Consider the following 20760-nt stretch of genomic DNA (forward strand, 5'->3'; position numbering starts at 1 on the left):
AAGAAGTCACTACCAGAAGGAGTAAGTTACGGTATTTGGGACGTAGCTTTTCGTCCTCACTGTAACCTGAAACAAAGATATGAGTAGCAAAACCCCTGGCCTGTATCACTGGCTTATCGGTAGAACGAAACAAAAGAGCCTACGAAAGGGCCAACTCGCAGCACAACCTGTTTTTCAGGCAAAGCTGTGGGGCTAGCGATCTCTTGTGGGAACAGCTTGGGTTGGGTGTATGCTCAAACAGCCCTTCCGCTTAACGGCCCTTTTGCTCCGTTCTACCGGCCAGTGATAAGGGCCGTCCACTGAAAGGCAATGGGCTTTGGGTTTCATTCAAGGCTACTTTCATGCGAAGAAAATACATAGTTTTGAATGTTAGGAGCCCAAATCTTGTGGGCATTGCACCATTTTTAGCTTCTGGCAGTGCGTTAAAAATGAGCGCGTTGTCGACAGTTTGCCCCTGCTTCCCATTTCCCGATTAGACACCGGTTCAGCCAAAGAATTTTGCTTCTTTTCTTCTGAAAAGAAGGAGCTAGGGCTATGCAAGAATCTGGGATAAGGCTATTCAATCCCTACGGGGTCTACTTCCGCAACGACCAAACCTCATGCACCGGATCTCCCTTACTGCTGAGTCCTTTGTGAATCCAGTCTTTGCTGAAGAGCTTAAAGTCAAAGCTTAGCTGCTTGCCCACCCGATTGATATCCCGGCTGAAGAATTCGATCTTTTCGATGTACAGGCCGGCTTCATTGGTGGTGTAGCTTCCGCCACCGGTAGCGATGAATTTTTTCTTGGCGGTATCGAAGGCAATCCACTGAAAGCGGGAGCCGGAGAGAATTTTCATGGTTTTGCGGGGGCCGTTGATGCGGGAGGAAAGGTCCTGCATTTTGCCGTCCCGCTTACGGCCGGTGATTTGCCAGGCACCGGCGAGGGCACCGCCGGTGTTATCGTCTACCCGGGTCCAGAATTTGTCGTTGTTGAAGATGAGCATGCTCCCGGTGACTTTATAGGGCATGGTGTTAACGCCTCCTACTTTAGTGGAATCCGAGGAATCATATTCATACGTTATGCTGAAGTTGTCCCAGTCCGCCCGCCAGCTTCCGCCCAGAGTGGCGATGAATTCGCCACTTTCGGGGTGATAGGCCACCATGCTCATATAGCCTTCCGCAATGGTCATGCTCAGCCGGGAGGTGCGTCCCTGTCCGTCGATGAAAGTAGATTCCCAGGCACCAAGCAGCTCCTTAGCGGAGGATTGTGCCTGTACACTAAGACCAATGGAGAGGAAGAGTAGAAGAAAAAGGTTGCGCATAGAACGGTAGGGTTGAATTGGCTGAAAACTGTTGGCTGAGTGTTTTTGGAAAGCGAAAAAATCAGCTTCTGCAAAGATACCAACTGCTACAGAACGTAAAATCATTGCTTTTATTAAGCCTCCATTGCACCTGCGTGCATCGCCCTCACTATATTTGTGTGGTGAACGATTCTTCTGAAGTGACGTTACACCACCATGGGACAGATCATTTCGGTGAAGGGAGTTGTCCTGAAAAAGAAATTACCCTATGGGTTTACGTAAGAAAGCCAACCTCATTATTTATCGGTTTCGGGAACGGGGTCTTGAAGTATTTATGCTCAAGCAATCCAACGAATGGGGCTTACCCGGCGGGGATGTAAACCCTGACTGTGATAACGAACTCATTGAACTCGAACCCAGTAAGGACAAGGAAGAAGCCTTCGCCATCGAAGGCGACTGGCACGAGATTCCTTCTTTAAAGCAAATGCTTTTTGAGGAATCCAGCGAATTGGCCGAGCGATTCAAGGACATAGAGAAAGGAAGCTTTATGACCATTAAGGAGGCCCTTAAGAGTCACCTTAGCCCCGGTCAGGTGGAGTTCCTCAGAGAACTGAGAGACGTGATTACGGATCGTAACTCCGTTCGGGACATTTAGCGCTACTTTACCGCTGTTTTTATTGGTCAGTTTCTTCTTTCGAAGAAAACACTTGTGTGATACTATCACTCTATCACACTCGCATACTATCTTTGCCGCTTACCCAAAATTCCCTCCATCATGGCGGCAGCCAATGACGTAAAAGTCGACGTAGAAGTAGCAAAAAATCTCGGTTTAACCGCTGATGAATTTGATAAGATCATTGAAATCATGGGCCGGACGCCTAACTTCAATGAACTCAGCATATTCTCGGTCATGTGGTCTGAGCACTGTTCCTACAAAAACTCCATTATGTGGCTCAAAACCCTTCCCCGGGATGGTGAGCGACTGCTCGTGGAAGCGGGAGAGGAAAATGCTGGTCTGGTAGACATTGGCGGTGGATTAGCCTGTGCTTTCAAAATTGAGAGCCACAACCACCCCTCGGCCATTGAGCCCTACCAGGGAGCTGCTACGGGGGTAGGTGGTATTCACCGCGACATTTTCACCATGGGCGCCCGCCCCATCGCTTCGCTGAACAGCCTCCGCTTCGGGGATCCTGAATTGCCCCACACCAAGCATTTGGTCGCTGGCGTCGTGAAGGGAATCGGTGATTACGGCAACTGTTTCGGTGTACCCGTTGTGGGCGGGGAAGTATACTTTCACCCAAGCTATAACCAGAATATTCTGGTGAATGCAATGTCAGTCGGCGTTGTAAAGCACGGCGAAACGGTTAGTGCTGCTGCTGACGGACCGGGCAACCCGGTCTTCATCGTCGGCTCTGCAACGGGCAAAGACGGTATTCACGGAGCAACTTTTGCTTCCGCTGACCTCACAGAAGATAGTGCGGACGATCTGCCCGCCGTTCAGGTAGGCGACCCTTTTCAGGAAAAACTGTTGCTGGAAGCCAGCCTCGAAGTCATCCAGACGGGGGCCGTAGTCGGTATGCAGGATATGGGCGCAGCGGGTATCACCTGTTCTACATCGGAAATGTCCGCTAAGTCCGGTACAGGTATGCGGATCGACCTGGACAAAGTTCCTACACGGCAGGCCGATATGAAGCCCTGGGAAATTCTGCTGAGCGAAAGCCAGGAGCGGATGTTGATCGTCTGTAAGAAAGGAATGGAAAAAGAGCTCCTGGCCGTATTTGATAAGTGGGACCTGGAGTGTGAAGAAATTGGCGAAGTAACCGATACGGGCCGGCTACACTTTTACGCTGGCGGCGAGCTAGTGGCAGATGTTCCTTCGGAGCCACTCGTCCTTGGTGGCGGGGCTCCCGTCTATGAGCGGGAAACAGCACGACCTAAGTACTTTGATGAAATCGAAGCCTTCTCCATGGACGCAGTTCCCGTTCCGGAGAATATGCAGGAGGCGGCCAGAAAGACTTTCCTTTCTCCCAGCCTGGTTTCCAAGCAATGGGTAACGGATCAATATGACGGTACGGTACGGACGAACAGCATGTCCACAAACAAGCCGTCTGATGCCGCACTCGTTCGGGTGAAGGGGACGGACAAAGCGCTGGCCGTAACGACGGACTGTAACTCCGCCTACGTCTACGCTGACCCCTATAAAGGAGCCATGATTGCTGTGGCTGAAGCTGCCCGAAACATTGTTTGCTCCGGCGGAGAGCCCGTAGCGATCACGAACTGTCTCAATTTCGGCAACCCCTACAACCCGGAAGCTTTTTACCAGTTCGTCAATGCGATCAAAGGAATGGGAGAAGCCTGCCGCGCTTTTGGTACGCCGGTTACCGGAGGTAACGTTAGCTTCTATAACCAATCACAGTATGAAGGTGGCCGCATTGAGCCGGTTTATCCAACGCCTACGATTGGGATGTTGGGCGTAGTGGAAAACCTGAAACGGACCATGACGCTTGATTTCAAGGATCAGGGAGACGTCATCTACCTCATTGGAGACAGCCATGATGACATTGCCTCCAGTGAATACCTGCGCAGAGTACATGGTATTGAGAAAAGCCCGGTTCCTCATTTTGAGTTAGAGGAAGAGCAAGAGCTGCAGAAGGCAATTGCCGGCCTTATTCAGGGTAAGATGATAAAGTCTGCCCACGATGTTTCTGACGGTGGCCTTTTCCAGAGCCTTGTGGAGTCCGCGATTGAAGGTGGGCATGGCTTCCGTATCGATACGGACCCCGCTTTCCGTAAGGATGCCTTCCTTTTCGGCGAAAGCCAGAGCAGGGTAGTGGTAACGGCGGATGAGTCAGAATCAGCACGGCTGGAAGACTACCTGCGTGATCAGGGAGTCGGGGTGCATGTTCTGGGCCGGGTAACCGGTATTGACCTGATCGTTGATGACGAAAACTGGGGTGACCTTTCCGAGTGGATGGTAATGCACGAGTTAACGCTCGGAGCTATTCTGGAAGCTTAGTTGAAGAGGGCTCTGAAGTAGAAGATTTACCAATATCGGCCAGGTATGGCGCGACTACTTCGACAGGTTTAGCGCGGACGCAGGTGCAGTGAAAGTTGTAAAGCAAATGTTAACGGCTGTAATCAGCTGCTTTTCTAAAAACTACACTTGTCGTTTACGGACAAAACGCCCTATCTTCGCATTGTAAAACAACAATTCAGGCCTGACAAGCCTTCCCCAAAGGAAATCTTGATTCCATGAAGACAATTAATTATATCTGCGGATTCTTATTCGCATTTGCCTTACTCTCTTGTAATGCGGAACCGGAAGGAACGCTCATCCGTGGTGAAGTTCCCGATGCAGCCAACCTGAAGGTGTACCTGGATAAAGTATCCATTAACGGTGCTAACGAAGTACTGGCTAATGGCCCGATTGATGAGGGCGGTAGCTTTGCTCTTGGTTTCGTTGAGGGGCTGGATGCTGGTGTTTATCAACTTCGCATCGGTGCTCAAAAAGCGCTGCTTTCTCTGGAGGAAGGAGATGGAGTTGTTGACCTGAACGGTACGCTTACCAGCTTTGCTGATTACAGCTTTGACATTTCAGGCTCGGCTTCTTCTGAGGAAATGGTGGCTACCATGAAGCAACTTCGTGCGGGCGGCATCAAAATTGAAGACCTGCAGAAGATTGTTGAAGACACCAAAAACCCGCGTACGGCCGCTTTCATTGCCTTTAACTCATTGTCTCGTGCAGGTGCACAAGGTATTCCGGTTCATAAGGCCGCGCTGGCTCGTTTGGACAATACCGACCCCATGAAAGCTACCTATGCCAGCTTCGTGAATGGCCTGGAGCAGCAACTGGCTATGCAGAAGAGCCAGGAGTTAATTCAGGTAGGTCAACCTGCGCCGGACATCTCAATGCCGAGCCCCGATGGCACGGTTTACTCGCTCTCTGATCTTAGGGGGAAAGTCGTCCTGTTGGACTTTTGGGCCAGCTGGTGTGGTCCTTGCCGTCGGGAGAACCCTAACGTCGTTAAGGTGTACAACAAGTATAAAGACGACGGATTCACGATCTACAGCGTTAGCCTTGATGGACTGGACCCACGCCGGACCAACGGTATGTCTCCGGAAGACATCGCACAAGCCAATATCGGTCAGAAGAAACGCTGGACAGACGCCATCGCTAAAGACAACCTCCAGTGGCCCTACCACGTAAGCGAACTGACTAAGTGGAATTCTACTGCCGGGCAGATGTACGGTGTTCGGGGAATTCCAAAAACCTTCCTTATTGATCGCGAAGGAAAGATTGCTGCCGTCGGCTTGCGCGGGGCAGCTTCTATTGAACGGGCCCTGAAAACCGTAATTTGATCTGAATCACGTGTTTCGTCTTATCAAATAGTCAGACATAAAGTAAGCAAGCTGGCCGGTGGGAAGTATCCCGCCGGCCAGTTTGCTTTTGTACTGGGGCACTACTTGTCTCCGGAAAGTTAATTGCAATAAGCTTCCATTTAGTGTAGTTTGGGCAGCCTTTTCTGTGTTTTCTCCCCCCCCCCCATTTTTTGGGCCGGCACAAAAAAAAACGATCAGCGGACAGCATCCAGAACCGTTTTGTCTGAATGCTGTCCGCTGATCGTTAAAATTTTTATTCTTTACCAGAATACATGTTCATCTCATCCAAAAATCAGGGATGAGTCATGTCACCAGTAAACAGCATCAGGGGCGTACAAGCACCCGACGCGTTACCAGCTTTTCATTGAGCCGTATGCGCAGGAAGTAAATCCCTGCAGGGAGGCCGGCAGTGGGGATGCGCTCGGAGAACCCGCTCGCCGTGACGTTCAGTTTTTCACGGGCCAGTAGTGTTCTGCCGGTAGCATCAATGAGTTCGTAGTTAAGGTCACCGCCCTGTCCAAGATCCCGGCCGTCAATACGCAATTCGCTTCCACCACCAACGGGGTTAGGCGCTACCGTGATGGCGGCATTGAGTGCTGCATCGATGGTCGCAACGGGGAATTCTCCGTTGCGGAAACGCCAGACTTCTCCGAATTCACTGTCTACCAGAAAGCGGTTGACCGGACGGACACGCCAGTAGTAACGGGATTCTGCGGCAAGCCCTTCATCAATAATGGCAAAAGTGTCAGCAACCATCAGGCTGATGCTTACCGAGCCATTGAAGTTGCTGCTACGATTTAGCTGCACGACGTAGAAATCCGCATTAGGAACGCTGTTCCAGGTTAACTGGACGAAGTCCGAGTTCGGCAGCGTAGCATTGTCTTCAGGAAGTTCCAGCTGAAGGTCGTCCACATTTGCAGCGACGGCACCAGCACCGGCTCCGTCGGCCAGGCCAATACGTCCTTCCAGATTAGTCATCATAGCTGCTTTTTGCTCCTCAGAGAAGCTGTTTACACAGCGATCATTGGCATAAGACATAATATTGGAGGCAGGTACTGCGAAGCGAGTACTGTCGGGATCGGTAAGACTGTCCTGGTAAAAGCCCTGGTTGGTACACTGCCAGCGCTCCATCAGGTAGTCCGGAGGAGTGTCACAAAAGCCATCGGCGGCCTCTGCGCAATTGGAGCTATCTGCTTTTTCTACCGGGACGTTTCGTCCGTTGTAGAAATTAAATTCCTGAGCACGCTCGGTAAGTTCAATGTTGTCAATCAGTTCTACAGCTTCCCATCCATAAAAAGTGTGGGGCAAGCTAAAGTAGTGGCCTACTTCATGGCTCCAGGTGCGGTCTCCGGTACCCAGACAGTTTTTCCCAAGGGCAATAGCATCTCCGGAAGGGGAGTAGTAGCCACAAGCGCCTGCCGGGTTTTCCACTACGTAGGTGTTGAACTTATTGCGCACATTGTAACGACCCATCATCTGACGCCCCTGAGTGAATGTATGGTCATTGTAGGTAGAGTTGTTGATGTATTCTATATCTCCATCAATGTAGAATTGGATGTTCATTTCTCTGAAGTCGTCATTCAGCAGCAACATTGAGGTTAGAAAGGTAGTAGGGTTGACGTATCCGCTGCCATCACTGTCACCGACAAATTTTACACTCATGGGGACGTACTGGGTCATGGCTGACTTGGGTACGGGAGGGATTTCACCAGCTTGGTACCGGATGAGCCACTCCGATTTCTCCTGCGTTAGACAATAACGATCGCCAGAAAAATTTTGTGCGGAAAGAGGTAACATAACCGTTAGAAGAAGTAGTGTTACTAATGCAAAACGAAATGATTTCATGTATATCAAGCTTTATTCCTGCCAAAAGTAGTTAATGATGTCGGATGCTAGCGTCTTGTTGCCGGCATTTTGTCTAGTCCGACCAATTTTATCTACTTTCGTGCCACCTTATGACAAAATACCGCCTCCCGGCGGGCAAAAAGTAAGTTTATCCATGAGTAAAGTAACCGTTGTAGGCGCTGGAAACGTAGGCGCTACCGTCGCTAACGTACTAGCACACAAAGACCTCGTCCGTGAAGTAGTCATCCTTGACATTAAAGGCGATTTCGCAAAGGGCAAAGCCCTCGATAGCTACCAGCAGGCCAGCGTTGATCATTTTAGCACCCGCCTGACGGGTACCGATGATTACGCAGACACTGCAAACAGTGACATCGTAGTTATCACTGCCGGCATTCCCCGTAAGCCAGGTATGAGCCGTGATGACCTGATCAGCACCAATGCCAAGATTGTGACTATGGTCACCCGTTCCATTATGGAACACAGCAAGAACCCCATTATCATCGTTGTGTCGAACCCTCTCGACGTGATGACCTACGCTGCTTACAAAGCTTCCGGCCTTCCTAAGAATCGGGTTTTCGGTATGGCTGGTATTCTGGATACCGCGCGTTACCGTGCATTCCTGAGTATGGCACTGGACGTTTCCGGTAAGGACATTCAGGCAATGCTGTTGGGAGGACATGGTGACACGATGGTGCCACTTCCCCGTTACACCACTGTTTCTGGCATTCCCGTTACCGAACTTATCGGTAAGGAAGAACTGGACGCAATCGTTGAACGGACCAAGAAGGGCGGCGGCGAACTCGTTAAGCTTATGGGCACTTCCGCCTGGTACGCACCTGGTGCTGCTGCAGCGCAGATGGTTGCTTCAATCCTCCGCGATGAGAAGCGTATTTTCCCTTGTTGTTCTTTGCTTGAAGGTGAGTACGGGCAGGACGGTATCTTCCTTGGTGTACCCGTTAAATTAGGTTCAGAGGGAATCGTTGAACTGCTGGAACTTAAGCTCAACGAAGAAGAAATGGCCGGAATGAATGCTTCCGCTGATGCCGTTCGTGGCGTCCTGGAAGTATATAAAGGGATGAACGTCTAAACAGACCTTCCCCGCTATAGAACTTATGAAAAGCCTCACCGTTTTGGTGGGGCTTTTCTGTTGCTGCGTAGCAAGTATTGAGCCTAAGCCTTCAGGTCCTCCAGAAAATGGCTGAGCTTATCCACTTCCTTGATTCCCGGTTCCGATTCAAATTTACTGTTCAGGTCTACCCCCGCTAATTGAGGATGATCCAATAGTTGGATTCGCCTGCCGTCATGGGGGGTAATGCCTCCGCTGAGAAGAAAGGGAGTATTGCCCTTGTATTCGCTAAGCTTGTCCCAGTCCCACTTCAGGCCCGTACCTCCGTGATCTTTTTGTCCTCCGGTGTCAAAAACAAAGAGTTCACAGCTGTCCGCATATTCGTCGGTGACGGAAAAGTCAAAGTCAGGGGTAATGGAGAAAGCTTTACAGATGATGGCTTTACGGAGCGTGCTGACGGACCACAGGAGTTTGAGCTCCCGGCAGTAACCGGCACTTTCATTTCCGTGCAACTGTACATAATCCAGGTGGTAGTCGTGAACGGTGTTGAGGATGATGTCCAGCCCTGAATTAACAAAAACGCCAACCCGTTTGGTATTGGCAAAGAGCGGATCATTGTCTGCCATCCATTTGGCAAAAGCGGGCTGGCCGGCATAACGGCTGGAACCTTCAAAGAAGATGAAACCAGCGTAGTCAATCCCTACATTCAGGACTTTAATGATGTTTTCCGGTTGGCGGAGGCCGCAGACTTTCGTTTTCATACTTTTAGCTTGGGACGGGGATATAAGTTTAAGACACAAAGCATGGCGCTAAGTTTAATCCTGTTGGCAAAGGGCTTATCTTCGCGGTCATGAAGATAGCACTCCTGGGGTACGGAAAAATGGGGCAATTCATCGAAGGGCTGGCCATTGCGGCTGGCGATGAAATCGTTCTTAAAGTGGACGAACACAATCGGAATAGTATAAGGGCTGAGGACTTATCATCTGCAGAGGTGGCCATTGAGTTCAGTCGACCTGAAAGTGCGGTGGCTAACATCGAATTAGCGCTGGAAGCCGGTGTTCCCATAGTAGTAGGGACGACGGGTTGGCTAAACGAGTTGCAGTCGGTCAGTAAAAAAGTGACGGCGGCTGGCGGCGCCTTGTTTTGGGCCTCTAACTTCAGCGTTGGGGTAAATGTGTTTTTTGCGGCGGCGCAGCGCGCCGCTGAGCTGCTGGATCACTACGGTGGTTACACCGCTGGCATCGAAGAAATTCATCACACGCAGAAACTTGATGCGCCCAGTGGCACGGCCATTACGCTGGCGGAGAAGGTGGCCGATGGCCTCAGCGGCAGCTATGACTCCTGGAAGCTGGCATCCGTAAACGCTGCTGTTCCGCAAACCCACATTGCACCTGCGTCCGCGCCCAAAGAAGGTCATGAACCGGTGCCTATTGCGTCCCGCCGTGAAGAAGGCGTGCCCGGCACACATATCCTTCACCTGGATTCCGAGGTAGATTCTATCGTTCTGCAGCACACCGCCCACTCCCGGGCGGGCTTCGCCACGGGGGCTCTCACGGCTGCCCGCTGGCTGGTGGGGAAGCAAGGCGTTTTCACCATGGAAGACCTGTTGAAATAGCCTGCGCGGCAGGAAAAAACGACAGAAGTAGGCAGCCCGTTTTCGCTTTCCACTAATCTGACCATTTCACGCTCTATATTTGCCCATAGATCCAACACTCTACCCACTATGCGTAACCTTATCTGCCTGTTTTGCTTTCTGCTGTACGGCGCTACCCTCAGCGCTCAACTGCCCAACACTCAGGTTTTCGTTTTTGATATGGCTCAAAGGGATACGACCATCACCTTTAGCAATCCTAAATACCTCACGGCTTTTAATCAGAGAGGCTACAACAACCAGCCATACTGGCAAGACCGTAACGTGCTGCTGATGTCCGTGCAGCTACCCGAAATGGAACAACCCGATGTGTTCAGCTTCAACCTGAACACAATGACGAGGACCCGGATGCTTCGCACCCGTTCCGGAGAGTACAGCCCGAAGTCAATGGGCGACGGCCGTAAATTCTCCGCTATCCGCCAGGAGTACATCGGACAGGATACGGTTCTCCGTCTCTGGGAATTCCCGACTAACCTGAGTGATAATGGCCGGCCGGTTTTCAAATACATCAATGGAATTGGTTACTACGAGTGGCTCAATAGTGTACAGGTTGCGATGTTCCTGGTCGGCAATCCGAGCACCCTTGCTATGGCTTCGGCGGATTCTGACCGCCCGCGAACGCTCGCCAATAATGTGGGGCGCTGCTTCAAGCGCCTGCCAAGCGGCAACCTGGCCTATGTCTCTAAAGAAACACCCAGCTGGACGATCGTTGAGCAAAATCTCTACCGCCTGACGGACGCACCCCGGGAGGTAACGACCTGTATTCAGGGCTCAGAGGATTTCGCCGTATTACCCGACGGTAGCTACCTGATGGGAGGCGGAAGCAAAATCTATCGCTATGACCCCATCCGTGCTCCCCGCTGGAAGGAGGTAGTAGATCTGCGCTTTTACGGTATTCGTAACATCAGCCGAATCGAATCTAACGGATTCGGTAAGCTGGCGATTGTTGCGGGGCAGTAGGCAGGTTGCAGGGTGTAAGTTGCAGGTTGCAAGGTGCAGGGTGTAAGTTGCAGGTTGCAGGTTGCAGGTTGCAGGTTGCAAGGTGCAGGTTGCAAGGTGCAGAGGAGGGAATTGATAAAACCTCCGTTGCCAGCGATCAATAAATTATTATCCATCCCGGCCTAACCAGCCGGGGAATTCCCCCATAGTCTTATAACCAAATAAAAGACCAAAGACATGATTATCGGATGTCCGAAAGAAATTAAAAACAACGAAAACAGGGTTGCGCTTACGCCAGGAGGCGCGATGGCACTGATCAAGCGCGGGCACACGGTGTACGTGCAGAGCTCTGCCGGAAAAGGGAGTGGTTACAGTGACGAAGAATACGAAGCTGCTGGTGCCAATATTCTGCCAACCATTGAAGACGTTTACGCGATCGCGGAAACGATCGTGAAGGTGAAAGAACCGATTGAAAAAGAGTATTCATTGGTTCGGGACGGTCAGTTCCTATTCACCTATTTCCACTTCGCCAGCTCTCGCCCCCTAACGGAGGCGATGCTTAAGAGCAATTCTATTTGCCTGGCTTACGAGACGGTCGAGGACCGCAACGGTAAGCTTCCGTTGCTCGTACCTATGAGCGAGGTGGCTGGCCGAATGTCCATTCAAAATGGCGCTAAGTTTTTGGAAAAGCCCAGCGGAGGCCTGGGGATTCTGCTTGGTGGTGTGCCCGGTGTTAAGCCGGCAAAGGTGCTCATCCTTGGTGGCGGAGTGGTTGGTATTCAGGCGGCTAAAATGGCGGCAGGCCTCGGGGCTAATGTTATCCTGATGGATATCAACCTGGACCGGCTGCGGGAGCTGGAGAACGTTCTGCCGGCTAACGTCACTACGGTTTACAGCTCGGAGTACAATATTCGTAAGGAGCTTTCTACGGTTGACCTGATCATTGGCGCGGTACTCATCCCCGGAGCTAAGGCCCCCAGCCTCATCACCCGGGATATGCTCTCGGAAATGCGCGATGGTGCGGTCATCGTTGATGTAGCCGTTGATCAGGGAGGGTGCATTGAAACCTGTAAGCCGACAACGCACGAAGATCCAACTTTCGTGGTCGATGGAATCGTTCATTACTGCGTAGCGAATATGCCCGGCGCCGTACCTTATACCAGTACAATTGCACTCACGAATGCGACGCTGCCTTACCTCATGCGGATTGCTGACCACGGTTGGGAGAAGGCCTGTGCCGATGATCCCGGACTGGCTAAAGGCCTCAACGTGGTGAAAGGCGAAATCGTGTATGGGCCCGTGGCAGAGGCGTTTGCTTAAGGGAGTTTGTAGTCAGGCAGTCAAATAGTCAGGCAGTCAAAGGGCTAGCTAAGCTGATTGAGACTATATAAAAAACGATAAGGTGACTTTCACGGCAAAGTTAGAGGCGGGAGACAATGGCTTTCAGCTTTATGCTTTGCTGTGCGATGGCCTTGTAATGACCTGGCGTGAGGTTTTGACGCTTTGGCAAAACGACCCTGAATTCGGACGCTTTTACCTTCGGTTGTTGGCGGATGTTCCCTTTGAAGCATACTTCTGGGAGCATCCGCCATTCACGTTGGGGGAGCTGGATAAAGGCTATGAAGTTAGCTTTTACGATAGTCGGGTATTGGCGGGTAAGCGGGCGGATTCCAGGCGCTTTGCTTCGTTCTTCGAGCCGGATTTGCCGGTGGTAAGCTTCCTTAACCTTGGTGGGGATGCCCGGCTGATAGTGCCTTGCCCGCAGGCACCGGAGGATGCTTTTACGCATCTGGCCCGCTTCGTGCATACGGCGCCGGAGGGGCAGGGATTGGCTTTGTTGCAACTGCTGGGGAAGACCCTGTTGGCGGAAGCCAGCGATGAAAAAATATACCTCAGCACCTCTGGCCTGGGGGTGTACTGGTTGCACATCCGCCTGGACGAGCGACCGAAATATTATCAAAGCCGGCGGTATCGGGAAATGTAGTAGGGCAACGGTGGCCTTCGGCACATTAAGGCGCGGCCGCAGGTGCAAGGGAAGTTGGAGAAGCAGAGTATTGCTCTGATACTTCCATTGCTCATCAGTACCTGCTCTGCACCAGCGGTAGCGCCCCGGTTATCATTATTGAAGAACACAACTTACTATGCGATATCTCCTTCCACTTTTACTGCTTTGCACCAGCAGTCTTTTTGCACAAACCAATTACTACGTTTCTACGTCGGGGGACAATGCAAATGACGGCTTAACAATTGCCGGCGCCTGGGAAACCCTCCAGTACGCCATGAACAATGCTCCGGCTAATTCTATTGTCAACATCCTGGCCGGCACCTACAATGAAAAGGTGGAGGTCAATGTCTCCGGTACACCTGGAGGGCAAATCGTTTTTCAAAACTTTCAGACGGATGCGGTGATCATCAGTGGAAGCGGGCTCGGTGGCAATGATGCCATCATCGGTATATTTGACCAGAGCTACATCACCATTAAAGGCTTGCAAGTAGCCAACAACGAACAACTGGACGCTCAGGGAATCATCGTTGAGGGCGACTGTAAAGGCGTGGAACTTCGGGAAAACGAAGTCTACAACATCAATTTCTCCACCAACCCTTCTGATGTGGCTACGGAGACGAGAAACAGCCAGCCGATCATCGTCTACGGCAGCAATGCCAGTGCTCCGGTTACTGGCTTGATCATTGATGGGAACATTGTCCGGGACAGCCGCACCGGTTACAGCGAAGGCCTGGCCGTTAATGGTAATGTTGATGGTTTCGAAGTTACTAATAACGAGGTGTACAACGTCTCGAACATCGGCATTGACATCATCGGGCACGAAGGAACCGCCGCAGCCAACGATCAGGCCCGTAACGGCTTAATCGCTGACAATCTGGTTTATAACTGTAAGTCGCCTTACGCCACGGCGGCCGGTATCTACGTTGATGGCGGTATGGACCTGATCATTGAGCGTAACGTTGTTCATGATGGGCAATGGGGCATAGAAATCGGCTGCGAAAACCTGGGTAAAACCACGAGTGGAGTGATCGTGCGCAACAACTTTATTTATAATAATGACGATGCAGGACTGGTGATGGGCGGCTATAACTTTCCGTCGGAAAGTGGAAAAGTAACCGACTCCGAAATGCTGAATAACAGCCTTTATCACAACGATCAACTGGCGGGTGGAATTGGCGAAGTGACCGGAGAAATTGCCGTTACCTACGTGGAAAACTGCAGGATTTCAAACAACATTGTCCACGCTAATCCGCCCACAGGACTGTTGCTGTACGTCGATCCCGTTAACTCCATCGGCCTCAGTCTTGACTACAACCTGTACTATTCTGATGCCCTGGCAGAGTTCGAATATGAGGGAGCTTTTTATGCTGATTTCACTGCCTACAAAGCTGCAGGCGTGCAGGATGCAGCAAGCGCCTTTGCTGACCCCAAAATGATGCTTCCGGCTACGGGGGATTTGCACCTTACGGCGGATAGCCCCGCACGGGACGCGGGAGATCCCGCTACGGCCTCAGCCGGCCCAACCGATATTGACGGAGAGGCGCGGGTGGACAATGGATCAATTGATATTGGAGCAGACGAATTTGTTGCGACACTGCCCGTTGTCTATCAGGATCCATTCAGGGCCAGGTTGGTTGAAGACGTTGTGTTGTTGAGCTGGCGTACGAGCGCCGAAACGGGCGCAAGCCGTTACACAATTGAAAAGTCGGTTGATGCCATTAATTGGGAGAACATCGCACAGCAGGTAGCCGCAAACGCCGGCGAACGCTACGAAGTGATTGATGCTAAGATTACCGGTACGGAATTGTTCTACCGCCTCCGCCAGGAAGACCTGGATGGTAGTTTCAGCTATTCTGACGTAGTGATGGTTCGTTTACCCGAAGGTGGCGTGACTACGTCCATCTTTCCCAATCCTGCAAAGGATTGGATATTTGTTCGCAGTCTGCGGCAGTTGACAGAGATGCGTTTGTATGGCCCTGACGGGCAGTTGGTACGGTCGGCTCAACAAGCCGCCCGAGGGAAGCTGTTTTGCGGAGATCTGCCAGCGGGCAGTTATCGCCTGGAGTTGAGTTCCCGCTTCGGGCAAACAACTCATTTAGTTGTCATTCAATAGACTTGTTGCGGGGTCGCTTTTCGGGCGAGTGAAGGGTAATCTAGTAAGCAGTCTAATAGCATCGGGCATTTGCCGGAGTAGCCCGTCGGTGTATCTTCGCGCCCATGCTATTACGTTATCTGGTACTTTTTGGTGGCATTGTCATGATGATCACTGGTTGCAACAGCCTGATTAGTCAGCAATTCGGAACGCATCAGTTGCGTACGGTGGCTATAGAGGACGCCGTAGACAAGGGCTTAGGCGATGCTGATTTCGTGGAACTCAACGGAGCTGTGATCGGTGAAGCCTTCATCGTCGGGCCGGCTCTGCGGTCAACGGACGAAGACTACGTGTTGCGGCCAATTCTTAGCCCGAAGCAGGCTGCGGCCTGGTCCGCAGGAGAAAAGGTTTCCGTAAAACTGATTGGCTGGACGGAGACAACGGACCCCGCCTGCGTGCAGGCTCCGGGGTGTTTACCCCCGACCGGTACTCCCATCCGTGGCCTGTTAAGCGAACCCACCTGGCGGAAAAATCCGGTAGAAGATTGGCCCGGTCAACGGGTGGAGCTCAGCCCCGATCCATTATACATTCAACTCAACGAAAAGCCGATGGCCTGGTACTGGAACCTGGCTTTATTATTGGGCGGTCTCCTGTTGGCTATCGTCCCGGAATCTTTCCGGCATCGCCGGAAAATTGCGGCACTGGATAAGCCGGCAAGCAACGCCTGAGGCTTTTTTTTCGTTGTTACACAAATAGTATCCCCCTCCCGAATGAAACAGTTTTTTTTCCTACTTACCATAGTACTTTTTATTACCTCCTGCGGCGGCGATGACGACGGCGATCTGGGGCGCATCACCTTCATCGGTCGTGACGCTGGCTGGGTAATTGCTTCCATTAACAGTGACCTGGGCGAAAAGTCTTCCGCTGCCGTTGCCGCTACTTCCGATGAAGATATCGCCATGACCGGTCAGACCCGGGCGGAGGTAGAACAGCAATTCATAGACCTGACCCTTGCCGAAACCAGCGTTGATAATTGTGACAGAGATGATGTTCTTTTCTTCCTGGACAACGGGCAAATGCGCATTATTCAGGGCGCTGAGGTCTGTCCGGAGGCTGGAGATCCTACCGTATTGATGGGCTTCAATGATAACTTTTACTCCTCTGATCTGGGCGCTACCATGTTGGTCATCCGCAGTGATGATGGTGTGGAACTGGAAACCTACACCGTCGAAGAGCTCAACGCCAGCACCTTCAGCTTGCGTACCACGCGTACGTTCAGCAACCTGCTGGTGGGCAGCTTTACCTACGAGGTGTCCTACACATTGCGGGCTAACTAGTCAGTTCAGTCTGGTAATTCCGGAAACAGATGGTTGACCTGGCACGCTAGCCAACAGGAAATAAAAACAGCAGGCACTATCCGATTTGTGGATAGTGCCTGCTGAAAAGGTCTAGGGGTAAGAATGGGCGTCTAAGCTCAGATTACCGTTTGATTACTTCAATGAGCACCCGCCGGTTTCCATTGCTCACTTCAAGGGTGTAAGCACCTGCGGGGAGCGCCTTGATGGATAAGTCATGGACTCTGGCGTTAACGGGCCAGGCTTCTTCCCGTAATTGCTGACCGCTCACGTTGAATACCCGAACGGCTCCCTTCGGGAGGCTTTCTCCTAATTCAATACGTAATTGGTCAGTTGTCGGATTCGGGAAGGCCTTTACGTTTTCAATACCGAAGTTGTTTACGCTATTGACGATGGCGTTGCCCACCAGCACAAAGCTTACCTCCGTCATCGTTTCCGCGTTGAGGGAAACGTTGAGGTCGAGTGTATCCGTGTAGGCTCCTTCCGTAGTCGGCCGGAAAGTAAGGTTAATCGTATCGGTCCCTCCGGCGGCAATCCGTGTATCTGATAAATCATCGGCCGTAAACTCCATCCCCGCTCTCAGAGAAGGGGAATACATCAGCGGTCCTGCTCCGCTGTTGGTTAAAACGACGGGAATCGTAGAATCGGTCCGGCTGGGAACTTCGCCGAAGTTAATCTCATCCAGGGCCATGATGGTCGCATCGTTTACGGTTACATCAAGTACTCCACTGGAGGCAATACCAATGCCTTTGAGATAAATGGTAACTTCTTCGGGGCCATTTCGCCCAAAAACGAAAATCTCTAAGCTGTCCACAAAAGTTCCAGCGGCCAGGGGGAGGAACCCGATCTGAACGTTAGCCGTAGTCCCGGAGCCGATACTGTCCAAATCACTGATGGGTAAGACGGCAAAGGGATCGTTGATCTCGTTGATATTTTCGATGCTGGCGCTGGTAGGCCCGGTACCCGTACTTACAATGTCGAAGGTCCTGGTAATCAGGTCAACTCCAAGATTATGACTCCCCATATTGATGGTGTCACCGTTGTTAATGCGTCCCTGACCTTCCACGGCCAGCTCGTATTCAGCAAACTCTGCTGTCAGTACCCAAAGCTCTTTGCCGGCGGAGTCGTCCGCTTCGAAAAACAAGTTTGTGCCAATCAGGGTGGTTTCGTCAATTCCACCGTCTTCGGAGCCGGGGCCGATATCGGTAATACGCTGTGGGCCATCTTCATTAATCAGGGATAACTTGTACAGTTCCTCACCGTTTTCTGGCGTATTCCCCGTGAAATAGAGCGTGGACCCGGTAAATGCAACGTCGTCTGGTTCCGTGGGAATAACGGTGCCTTCGTCGCCGTACAAGCCAATCATTGACTCGATCTCGATTTCGTCATCTTCTATGGTTAGGAAGAATATTTGCTCCGCGTCTTCGTCTTCTGCGATGAACAGAAGAATATCATTATCGCCAGGACCATCCAAAATTTGAAAGTCAGTAGGGCTGCTGCCAGCTGCTCCTTCGTTTATTTCCAGCATGATGGTGCCTTCAGCGGTTCCATCGGAGACGTACAATTCTCTGCCGTTTGCAACGGATTCACCCGTGAAGAAAAGCCTGTTGCCGAAGGAAATCATGAAGCCAGGGTCTCCGTTAGCCGGGCCGGGTAGCAGATCCGTAATCCGTTCTACGAATAAGCCGTCAGAGCGGTATAGCTCCCGCCCAAACTCATCTGTGCCAGCTCTGAAGTAAAGTCCGCCGTCGTGGACCGTAAACTGATTGGGGCCAGAATCTCCGCTTCCCATATTAATATCGGCAATCCGGAAAGTGCCACTGTCAAATCCGTCACTGGACCAAAGTTCCTGACCACTGGTGCCGTCATCTCCGCTGAAGAAGATATTACCGTCGAAGAAAGTGTTGAACATAGGGTTTCCCGCTCCTCCGCCGGGGTTGATGTCAATAACCAACGCGGCCGTGTCTCCGCTCATATCCAGGCGATGAAGCTCAGCATTAAGATTTTCATCGGTGGCGGTGAAGTATAGCTCATTGTTCAGGAGGATGAAGCCGGAGGGGTCAGAACCATCGGAGCCGGGGTAGATGTCATCCACCAATACCGTTCCTTCAGCAGTGCCATCGGTAGAGAAAAGCTCCTCTCCCGAAGCAGCATTTTGGGCGTTGAAATATACCTTTCCGTTGAAGAAGATGAAGTTGTCGGGATTAGCATTTCCGGCGGATACGGAAGGGTCATCGTTGATGTCTTTAATCAGTCGCGTTCCTTCAGGGGTTCCATCAGAAAGGTAGAGTTCCGTCCCGGTGTCAGCGGCCCTGGCCCGGAAGAGCAGGTTGCCCTGAAAGTTGAAAAACCGGGTAGGGGAGGCATCCGCCGGACCCGCATTAATGTCGGTTAGCCGGGTGGCCTCCTGGGCGGAGATGAGACTGCAGAAAAGCAGGCTCATGCAAAGAGTAAAAATAATTCGCATAGACAATCGAGTTTCTGGTTGAGCAAGATAGCATTTGTCCGAAAGCGTGATATTGCAAGGCAATACCTTCTGCCGTTGGTCGAGCACAGGGTGATCGGAACATCAGAAAGCGCAAACGTTCTCAAAGTAAAAAGTATACAATTCTATTAACGGCTAAGGTACCGTTTTGTGATGAGGGCTAACTCAGAAGCCCCTTCACGACCTTGCCGTGTACGTCCGTCAAGCGGAATCTTCTTCCCTGATGCTTAAAGGTCAGGGCCTCATGGTCAATCCCGAGTTGATGCAGGACGGTTGCCTGGAAGTCGTGCACGTGGACCGGATTTTCAACGATGTTGTAGCTAAAGTCATCCGTTTTTCCATAAACCAGGCCAGGCTTCATGCCGGCCCCGGCCATCCACATGCTGAAGGCTCGGGGATGATGATCACGGCCATAATTGTTGATGGTGAGTTTACCCTGGCTGTAGGCCGTACGGCCAAATTCGCCGCCCCAGATGACGAGCGTATCTTCGAGAAGACCACGTTGTTTCAGGTCCTTGATGAGGGCGGCGCTGGCCTGGTCCGTGTCCCGGGCCTGATTGGTAACTACGCGCGGGCAGTTGCCGTGGGCATCCCAACCCCGGTGATAGAGCTGGATAAAGCGGACGTCTTTTTCGGCAAGCCGCCGGGCCAGTAAGCAATTGGCGGCATAAGTGCCGGGGGTCCGGCTTTCGGGACCGTAAAGATCATAGATGTAGTCAGGCTCTTTTTCCTCCATCAGGTCGGGGACACTGGCTTGCATCCGGAAGGCCATTTCGTATTGGGCAATTCGGGCGTCTATCTCGGGATCCTGGCTTTCGGCGCGCTGTAACTCCTGCAATTCGCGGAGTCGGTCAAGTTGGTTGCGGCGGGCAGCGGTGGTAATGCCGGATGGATTGTTGAGATAGAGAACCGGGTCCTGGCCAGCCCGGAACTGAACACCCTGGTGCTGGCTGGGCAGAAAGGCAGAGCCCCAGGAACGAGGGTAGAGCGGCTGGGCGCCGCCGTTGCTTCCCCGGCTGAGTAAGACGACGAAGGAGGGGAAGTTTTCGTTCAAAGAACCGAGTCCGTAGCTGGCCCAGGCACCCATGCTGGGCCGGCCGGGGAATTGGCTTCCGGTTTGGAAAAACATCACGGCGGGGTCGTGGTTGATGGCCTCGGTGTACATGCTTTGCACCCAGCAAATGTCATCCGCTACTTCGGCCAGGTGGGGCAGGCGGTCGCTGAGCCATTTACCGGATTGCCCGTACTGCTTGAAGTTGAAAGTGGAGCCCGCCAGTGGCAGGGAGCCCTGGCCCGAAGTCATGCCCGTCAGGCGCTGGCCCTTACGTACGCTGGCGGGAAGCTCCTGGCCGTGCATTTTCCGCAGGAGCGGTTTGTAATCAAAGAGGTCCTGTTGACTCGGAGCACCAGACTGGAAAAGATAAATGACCCGTTTGGCTCGGGGCACCAGGCCCTTACCCATCGCTCTTTCAACGGCACTTTGCACCTGCGTTTGCGGCACATTATTTGCTCCTAAAGGGTTAACAAGGGACGCAAGACTAATTGCCCCAAGCCCCATTCCAAACTTAGTCAGGAAGTCCCGGCGGGAATGTATTTTTTCGTAGTCATTACAGTTGTGTGGGTGCTGCATGATGGAAGGAATTAGCGTTTTTGGGCGAGGGG

16 protein-coding genes are annotated in these 20760 nt (G+C 52.0%); 11 read left to right on the forward strand and 5 right to left on the reverse strand.

All coding sequences use genetic code 11. The annotated features are described in order from the left end of the window. Positions 1-575 precede the first annotated feature (575 nt). A complete protein-coding gene (locus BM123_RS17460) occupies positions 576-1301 on the reverse strand; it encodes a membrane or secreted protein (RefSeq protein ID WP_139211930.1) in 726 nt (241 codons plus the stop codon). Between the two features lie 247 nt (positions 1302-1548). Here BM123_RS17460 and BM123_RS17465 point away from each other — a divergent pair, with 247 nt between their 5' ends. The 3 genes from BM123_RS17465 (at position 1549) to BM123_RS17475 (ending at position 5639) form a co-directional block, all read left to right on the forward strand. Further along, positions 1549-1935 carry an NUDIX hydrolase gene (locus BM123_RS17465; protein ID WP_090171086.1) on the forward strand — a complete coding sequence of 129 codons (387 nt, stop codon included), beginning with the start codon at positions 1549-1551 and terminating at the stop codon, positions 1933-1935. Positions 1936-2055: 120 nt separating this feature from the next. Then, positions 2056-4296, forward strand: a complete 2241-nt coding sequence (purL, locus tag BM123_RS17470; RefSeq protein ID WP_090171087.1) for a phosphoribosylformylglycinamidine synthase subunit PurL — start codon at positions 2056-2058, stop codon at positions 4294-4296. Positions 4297-4532: 236 nt separating this feature from the next. Beyond that, a complete protein-coding gene (locus BM123_RS17475; RefSeq protein WP_090171089.1) occupies positions 4533-5639 on the forward strand; it encodes a TlpA family protein disulfide reductase in 1107 nt (368 codons plus the stop codon). A 345-nt stretch (positions 5640-5984) separates the two neighbouring features. Here the strand turns inward: BM123_RS17475 and BM123_RS17480 are convergent, their stop codons facing one another. Beyond that, positions 5985-7340, reverse strand: coding sequence for a zinc-dependent metalloprotease (locus BM123_RS17480; protein WP_175489444.1), 1356 nt, complete (start codon positions 7338-7340; stop codon positions 5985-5987). A gap of 319 nt (positions 7341-7659) precedes the next feature. Between BM123_RS17480 and mdh the strand changes: the two genes are divergently transcribed. After that, positions 7660-8592 carry a malate dehydrogenase gene (gene mdh / locus BM123_RS17485; protein ID WP_090171093.1) on the forward strand — a complete coding sequence of 311 codons (933 nt, stop codon included), beginning with the start codon at positions 7660-7662 and terminating at the stop codon, positions 8590-8592. Positions 8593-8675: 83 nt separating this feature from the next. Here mdh and BM123_RS17490 read toward each other — a convergent pair whose 3' ends face one another. Next, positions 8676-9332 (reverse strand): phosphoribosylanthranilate isomerase, encoded by a 657-nt coding sequence (locus tag BM123_RS17490; RefSeq protein ID WP_090171095.1) that lies wholly within the window; start codon positions 9330-9332, stop codon positions 8676-8678. 89 nt (positions 9333-9421) lie between these two features. On the opposite strand from BM123_RS17490, the gene dapB reads away from it, so the two are divergent. The 7 genes from dapB to BM123_RS17530 all read left to right on the forward strand — a co-directional run bounded on the left by dapB (position 9422) and on the right by BM123_RS17530 (position 16595). Next, on the forward strand, positions 9422-10186 hold the full coding sequence (gene dapB / locus BM123_RS17495; protein ID WP_090171098.1) for a 4-hydroxy-tetrahydrodipicolinate reductase: 765 nt from the start codon (positions 9422-9424) through the stop codon (positions 10184-10186). A gap of 108 nt (positions 10187-10294) precedes the next feature. Further along, a complete protein-coding gene (locus tag BM123_RS24040; protein ID WP_139211931.1) occupies positions 10295-11182 on the forward strand; it encodes a hypothetical protein in 888 nt (295 codons plus the stop codon). A 216-nt stretch (positions 11183-11398) separates the two neighbouring features. Further along, positions 11399-12481 (forward strand): alanine dehydrogenase, encoded by a 1083-nt coding sequence (gene ald, locus BM123_RS17510; protein WP_090171106.1) that lies wholly within the window; start codon positions 11399-11401, stop codon positions 12479-12481. Between the two features lie 82 nt (positions 12482-12563). Next, positions 12564-13145 (forward strand): DUF6940 family protein, encoded by a 582-nt coding sequence (locus BM123_RS17515; protein ID WP_090171110.1) that lies wholly within the window; start codon positions 12564-12566, stop codon positions 13143-13145. A 157-nt stretch (positions 13146-13302) separates the two neighbouring features. Continuing rightward, positions 13303-15279 carry a right-handed parallel beta-helix repeat-containing protein gene (locus BM123_RS17520; protein WP_090171113.1) on the forward strand — a complete coding sequence of 659 codons (1977 nt, stop codon included), beginning with the start codon at positions 13303-13305 and terminating at the stop codon, positions 15277-15279. 104 nt (positions 15280-15383) lie between these two features. Then, positions 15384-15986 carry a hypothetical protein gene (locus BM123_RS17525; protein ID WP_090171115.1) on the forward strand — a complete coding sequence of 201 codons (603 nt, stop codon included), beginning with the start codon at positions 15384-15386 and terminating at the stop codon, positions 15984-15986. A 42-nt stretch (positions 15987-16028) separates the two neighbouring features. Beyond that, positions 16029-16595 (forward strand): hypothetical protein, encoded by a 567-nt coding sequence (locus BM123_RS17530; protein WP_090171118.1) that lies wholly within the window; start codon positions 16029-16031, stop codon positions 16593-16595. A 142-nt stretch (positions 16596-16737) separates the two neighbouring features. Here the strand turns inward: BM123_RS17530 and BM123_RS17535 are convergent, their stop codons facing one another. Together BM123_RS17535 and BM123_RS17540 are read right to left on the reverse strand one after the other, a co-directional pair. Then, a complete protein-coding gene (locus BM123_RS17535) occupies positions 16738-19080 on the reverse strand; it encodes an Ig-like domain-containing protein (RefSeq protein ID WP_090171120.1) in 2343 nt (780 codons plus the stop codon). A gap of 178 nt (positions 19081-19258) precedes the next feature. Continuing rightward, on the reverse strand, positions 19259-20728 hold the full coding sequence (locus BM123_RS17540; RefSeq protein WP_090171123.1) for a DUF1501 domain-containing protein: 1470 nt from the start codon (positions 20726-20728) through the stop codon (positions 19259-19261). Positions 20729-20760 lie beyond the last annotated feature (32 nt).

The organism is Neolewinella agarilytica (assembly GCF_900110645.1).
Taxonomy (GTDB): domain Bacteria; phylum Bacteroidota; class Bacteroidia; order Chitinophagales; family Saprospiraceae; genus Neolewinella; species Neolewinella agarilytica.

What these genes read in the sequence shown, in the direction of transcription:
- BM123_RS17540 (WP_090171123.1), bottom strand. Translation starts at nt 20,728, where the DNA reads ATGCAGCACCCACACAACTGTAATGACTACGAAAAAATACATTCCCGC.
- BM123_RS17530 (WP_090171118.1), top strand. Translation starts at nt 16,029, where the DNA reads ATGAAACAGTTTTTTTTCCTACTTACCATAGTACTTTTTATTACCTCC.
- BM123_RS17475 (WP_090171089.1), top strand. Translation starts at nt 4,533, where the DNA reads ATGAAGACAATTAATTATATCTGCGGATTCTTATTCGCATTTGCCTTA.
- mdh (WP_090171093.1), top strand. Translation starts at nt 7,660, where the DNA reads ATGAGTAAAGTAACCGTTGTAGGCGCTGGAAACGTAGGCGCTACCGTC.
- BM123_RS17490 (WP_090171095.1), bottom strand. Translation starts at nt 9,332, where the DNA reads ATGAAAACGAAAGTCTGCGGCCTCCGCCAACCGGAAAACATCATTAAA.
- BM123_RS24040 (WP_139211931.1), top strand. Translation starts at nt 10,295, where the DNA reads ATGCGTAACCTTATCTGCCTGTTTTGCTTTCTGCTGTACGGCGCTACC.
- purL (WP_090171087.1), top strand. Translation starts at nt 2,056, where the DNA reads ATGGCGGCAGCCAATGACGTAAAAGTCGACGTAGAAGTAGCAAAAAAT.
- dapB (WP_090171098.1), top strand. Translation starts at nt 9,422, where the DNA reads ATGAAGATAGCACTCCTGGGGTACGGAAAAATGGGGCAATTCATCGAA.
- BM123_RS17520 (WP_090171113.1), top strand. Translation starts at nt 13,303, where the DNA reads ATGCGATATCTCCTTCCACTTTTACTGCTTTGCACCAGCAGTCTTTTT.
- BM123_RS17480 (WP_175489444.1), bottom strand. Translation starts at nt 7,340, where the DNA reads ATGACCCAGTACGTCCCCATGAGTGTAAAATTTGTCGGTGACAGTGAT.
- BM123_RS17535 (WP_090171120.1), bottom strand. Translation starts at nt 19,080, where the DNA reads ATGCGAATTATTTTTACTCTTTGCATGAGCCTGCTTTTCTGCAGTCTC.
- BM123_RS17525 (WP_090171115.1), top strand. Translation starts at nt 15,384, where the DNA reads ATGCTATTACGTTATCTGGTACTTTTTGGTGGCATTGTCATGATGATC.
- BM123_RS17460 (WP_139211930.1), bottom strand. Translation starts at nt 1,301, where the DNA reads ATGCGCAACCTTTTTCTTCTACTCTTCCTCTCCATTGGTCTTAGTGTA.
- BM123_RS17465 (WP_090171086.1), top strand. Translation starts at nt 1,549, where the DNA reads ATGGGTTTACGTAAGAAAGCCAACCTCATTATTTATCGGTTTCGGGAA.
- ald (WP_090171106.1), top strand. Translation starts at nt 11,399, where the DNA reads ATGATTATCGGATGTCCGAAAGAAATTAAAAACAACGAAAACAGGGTT.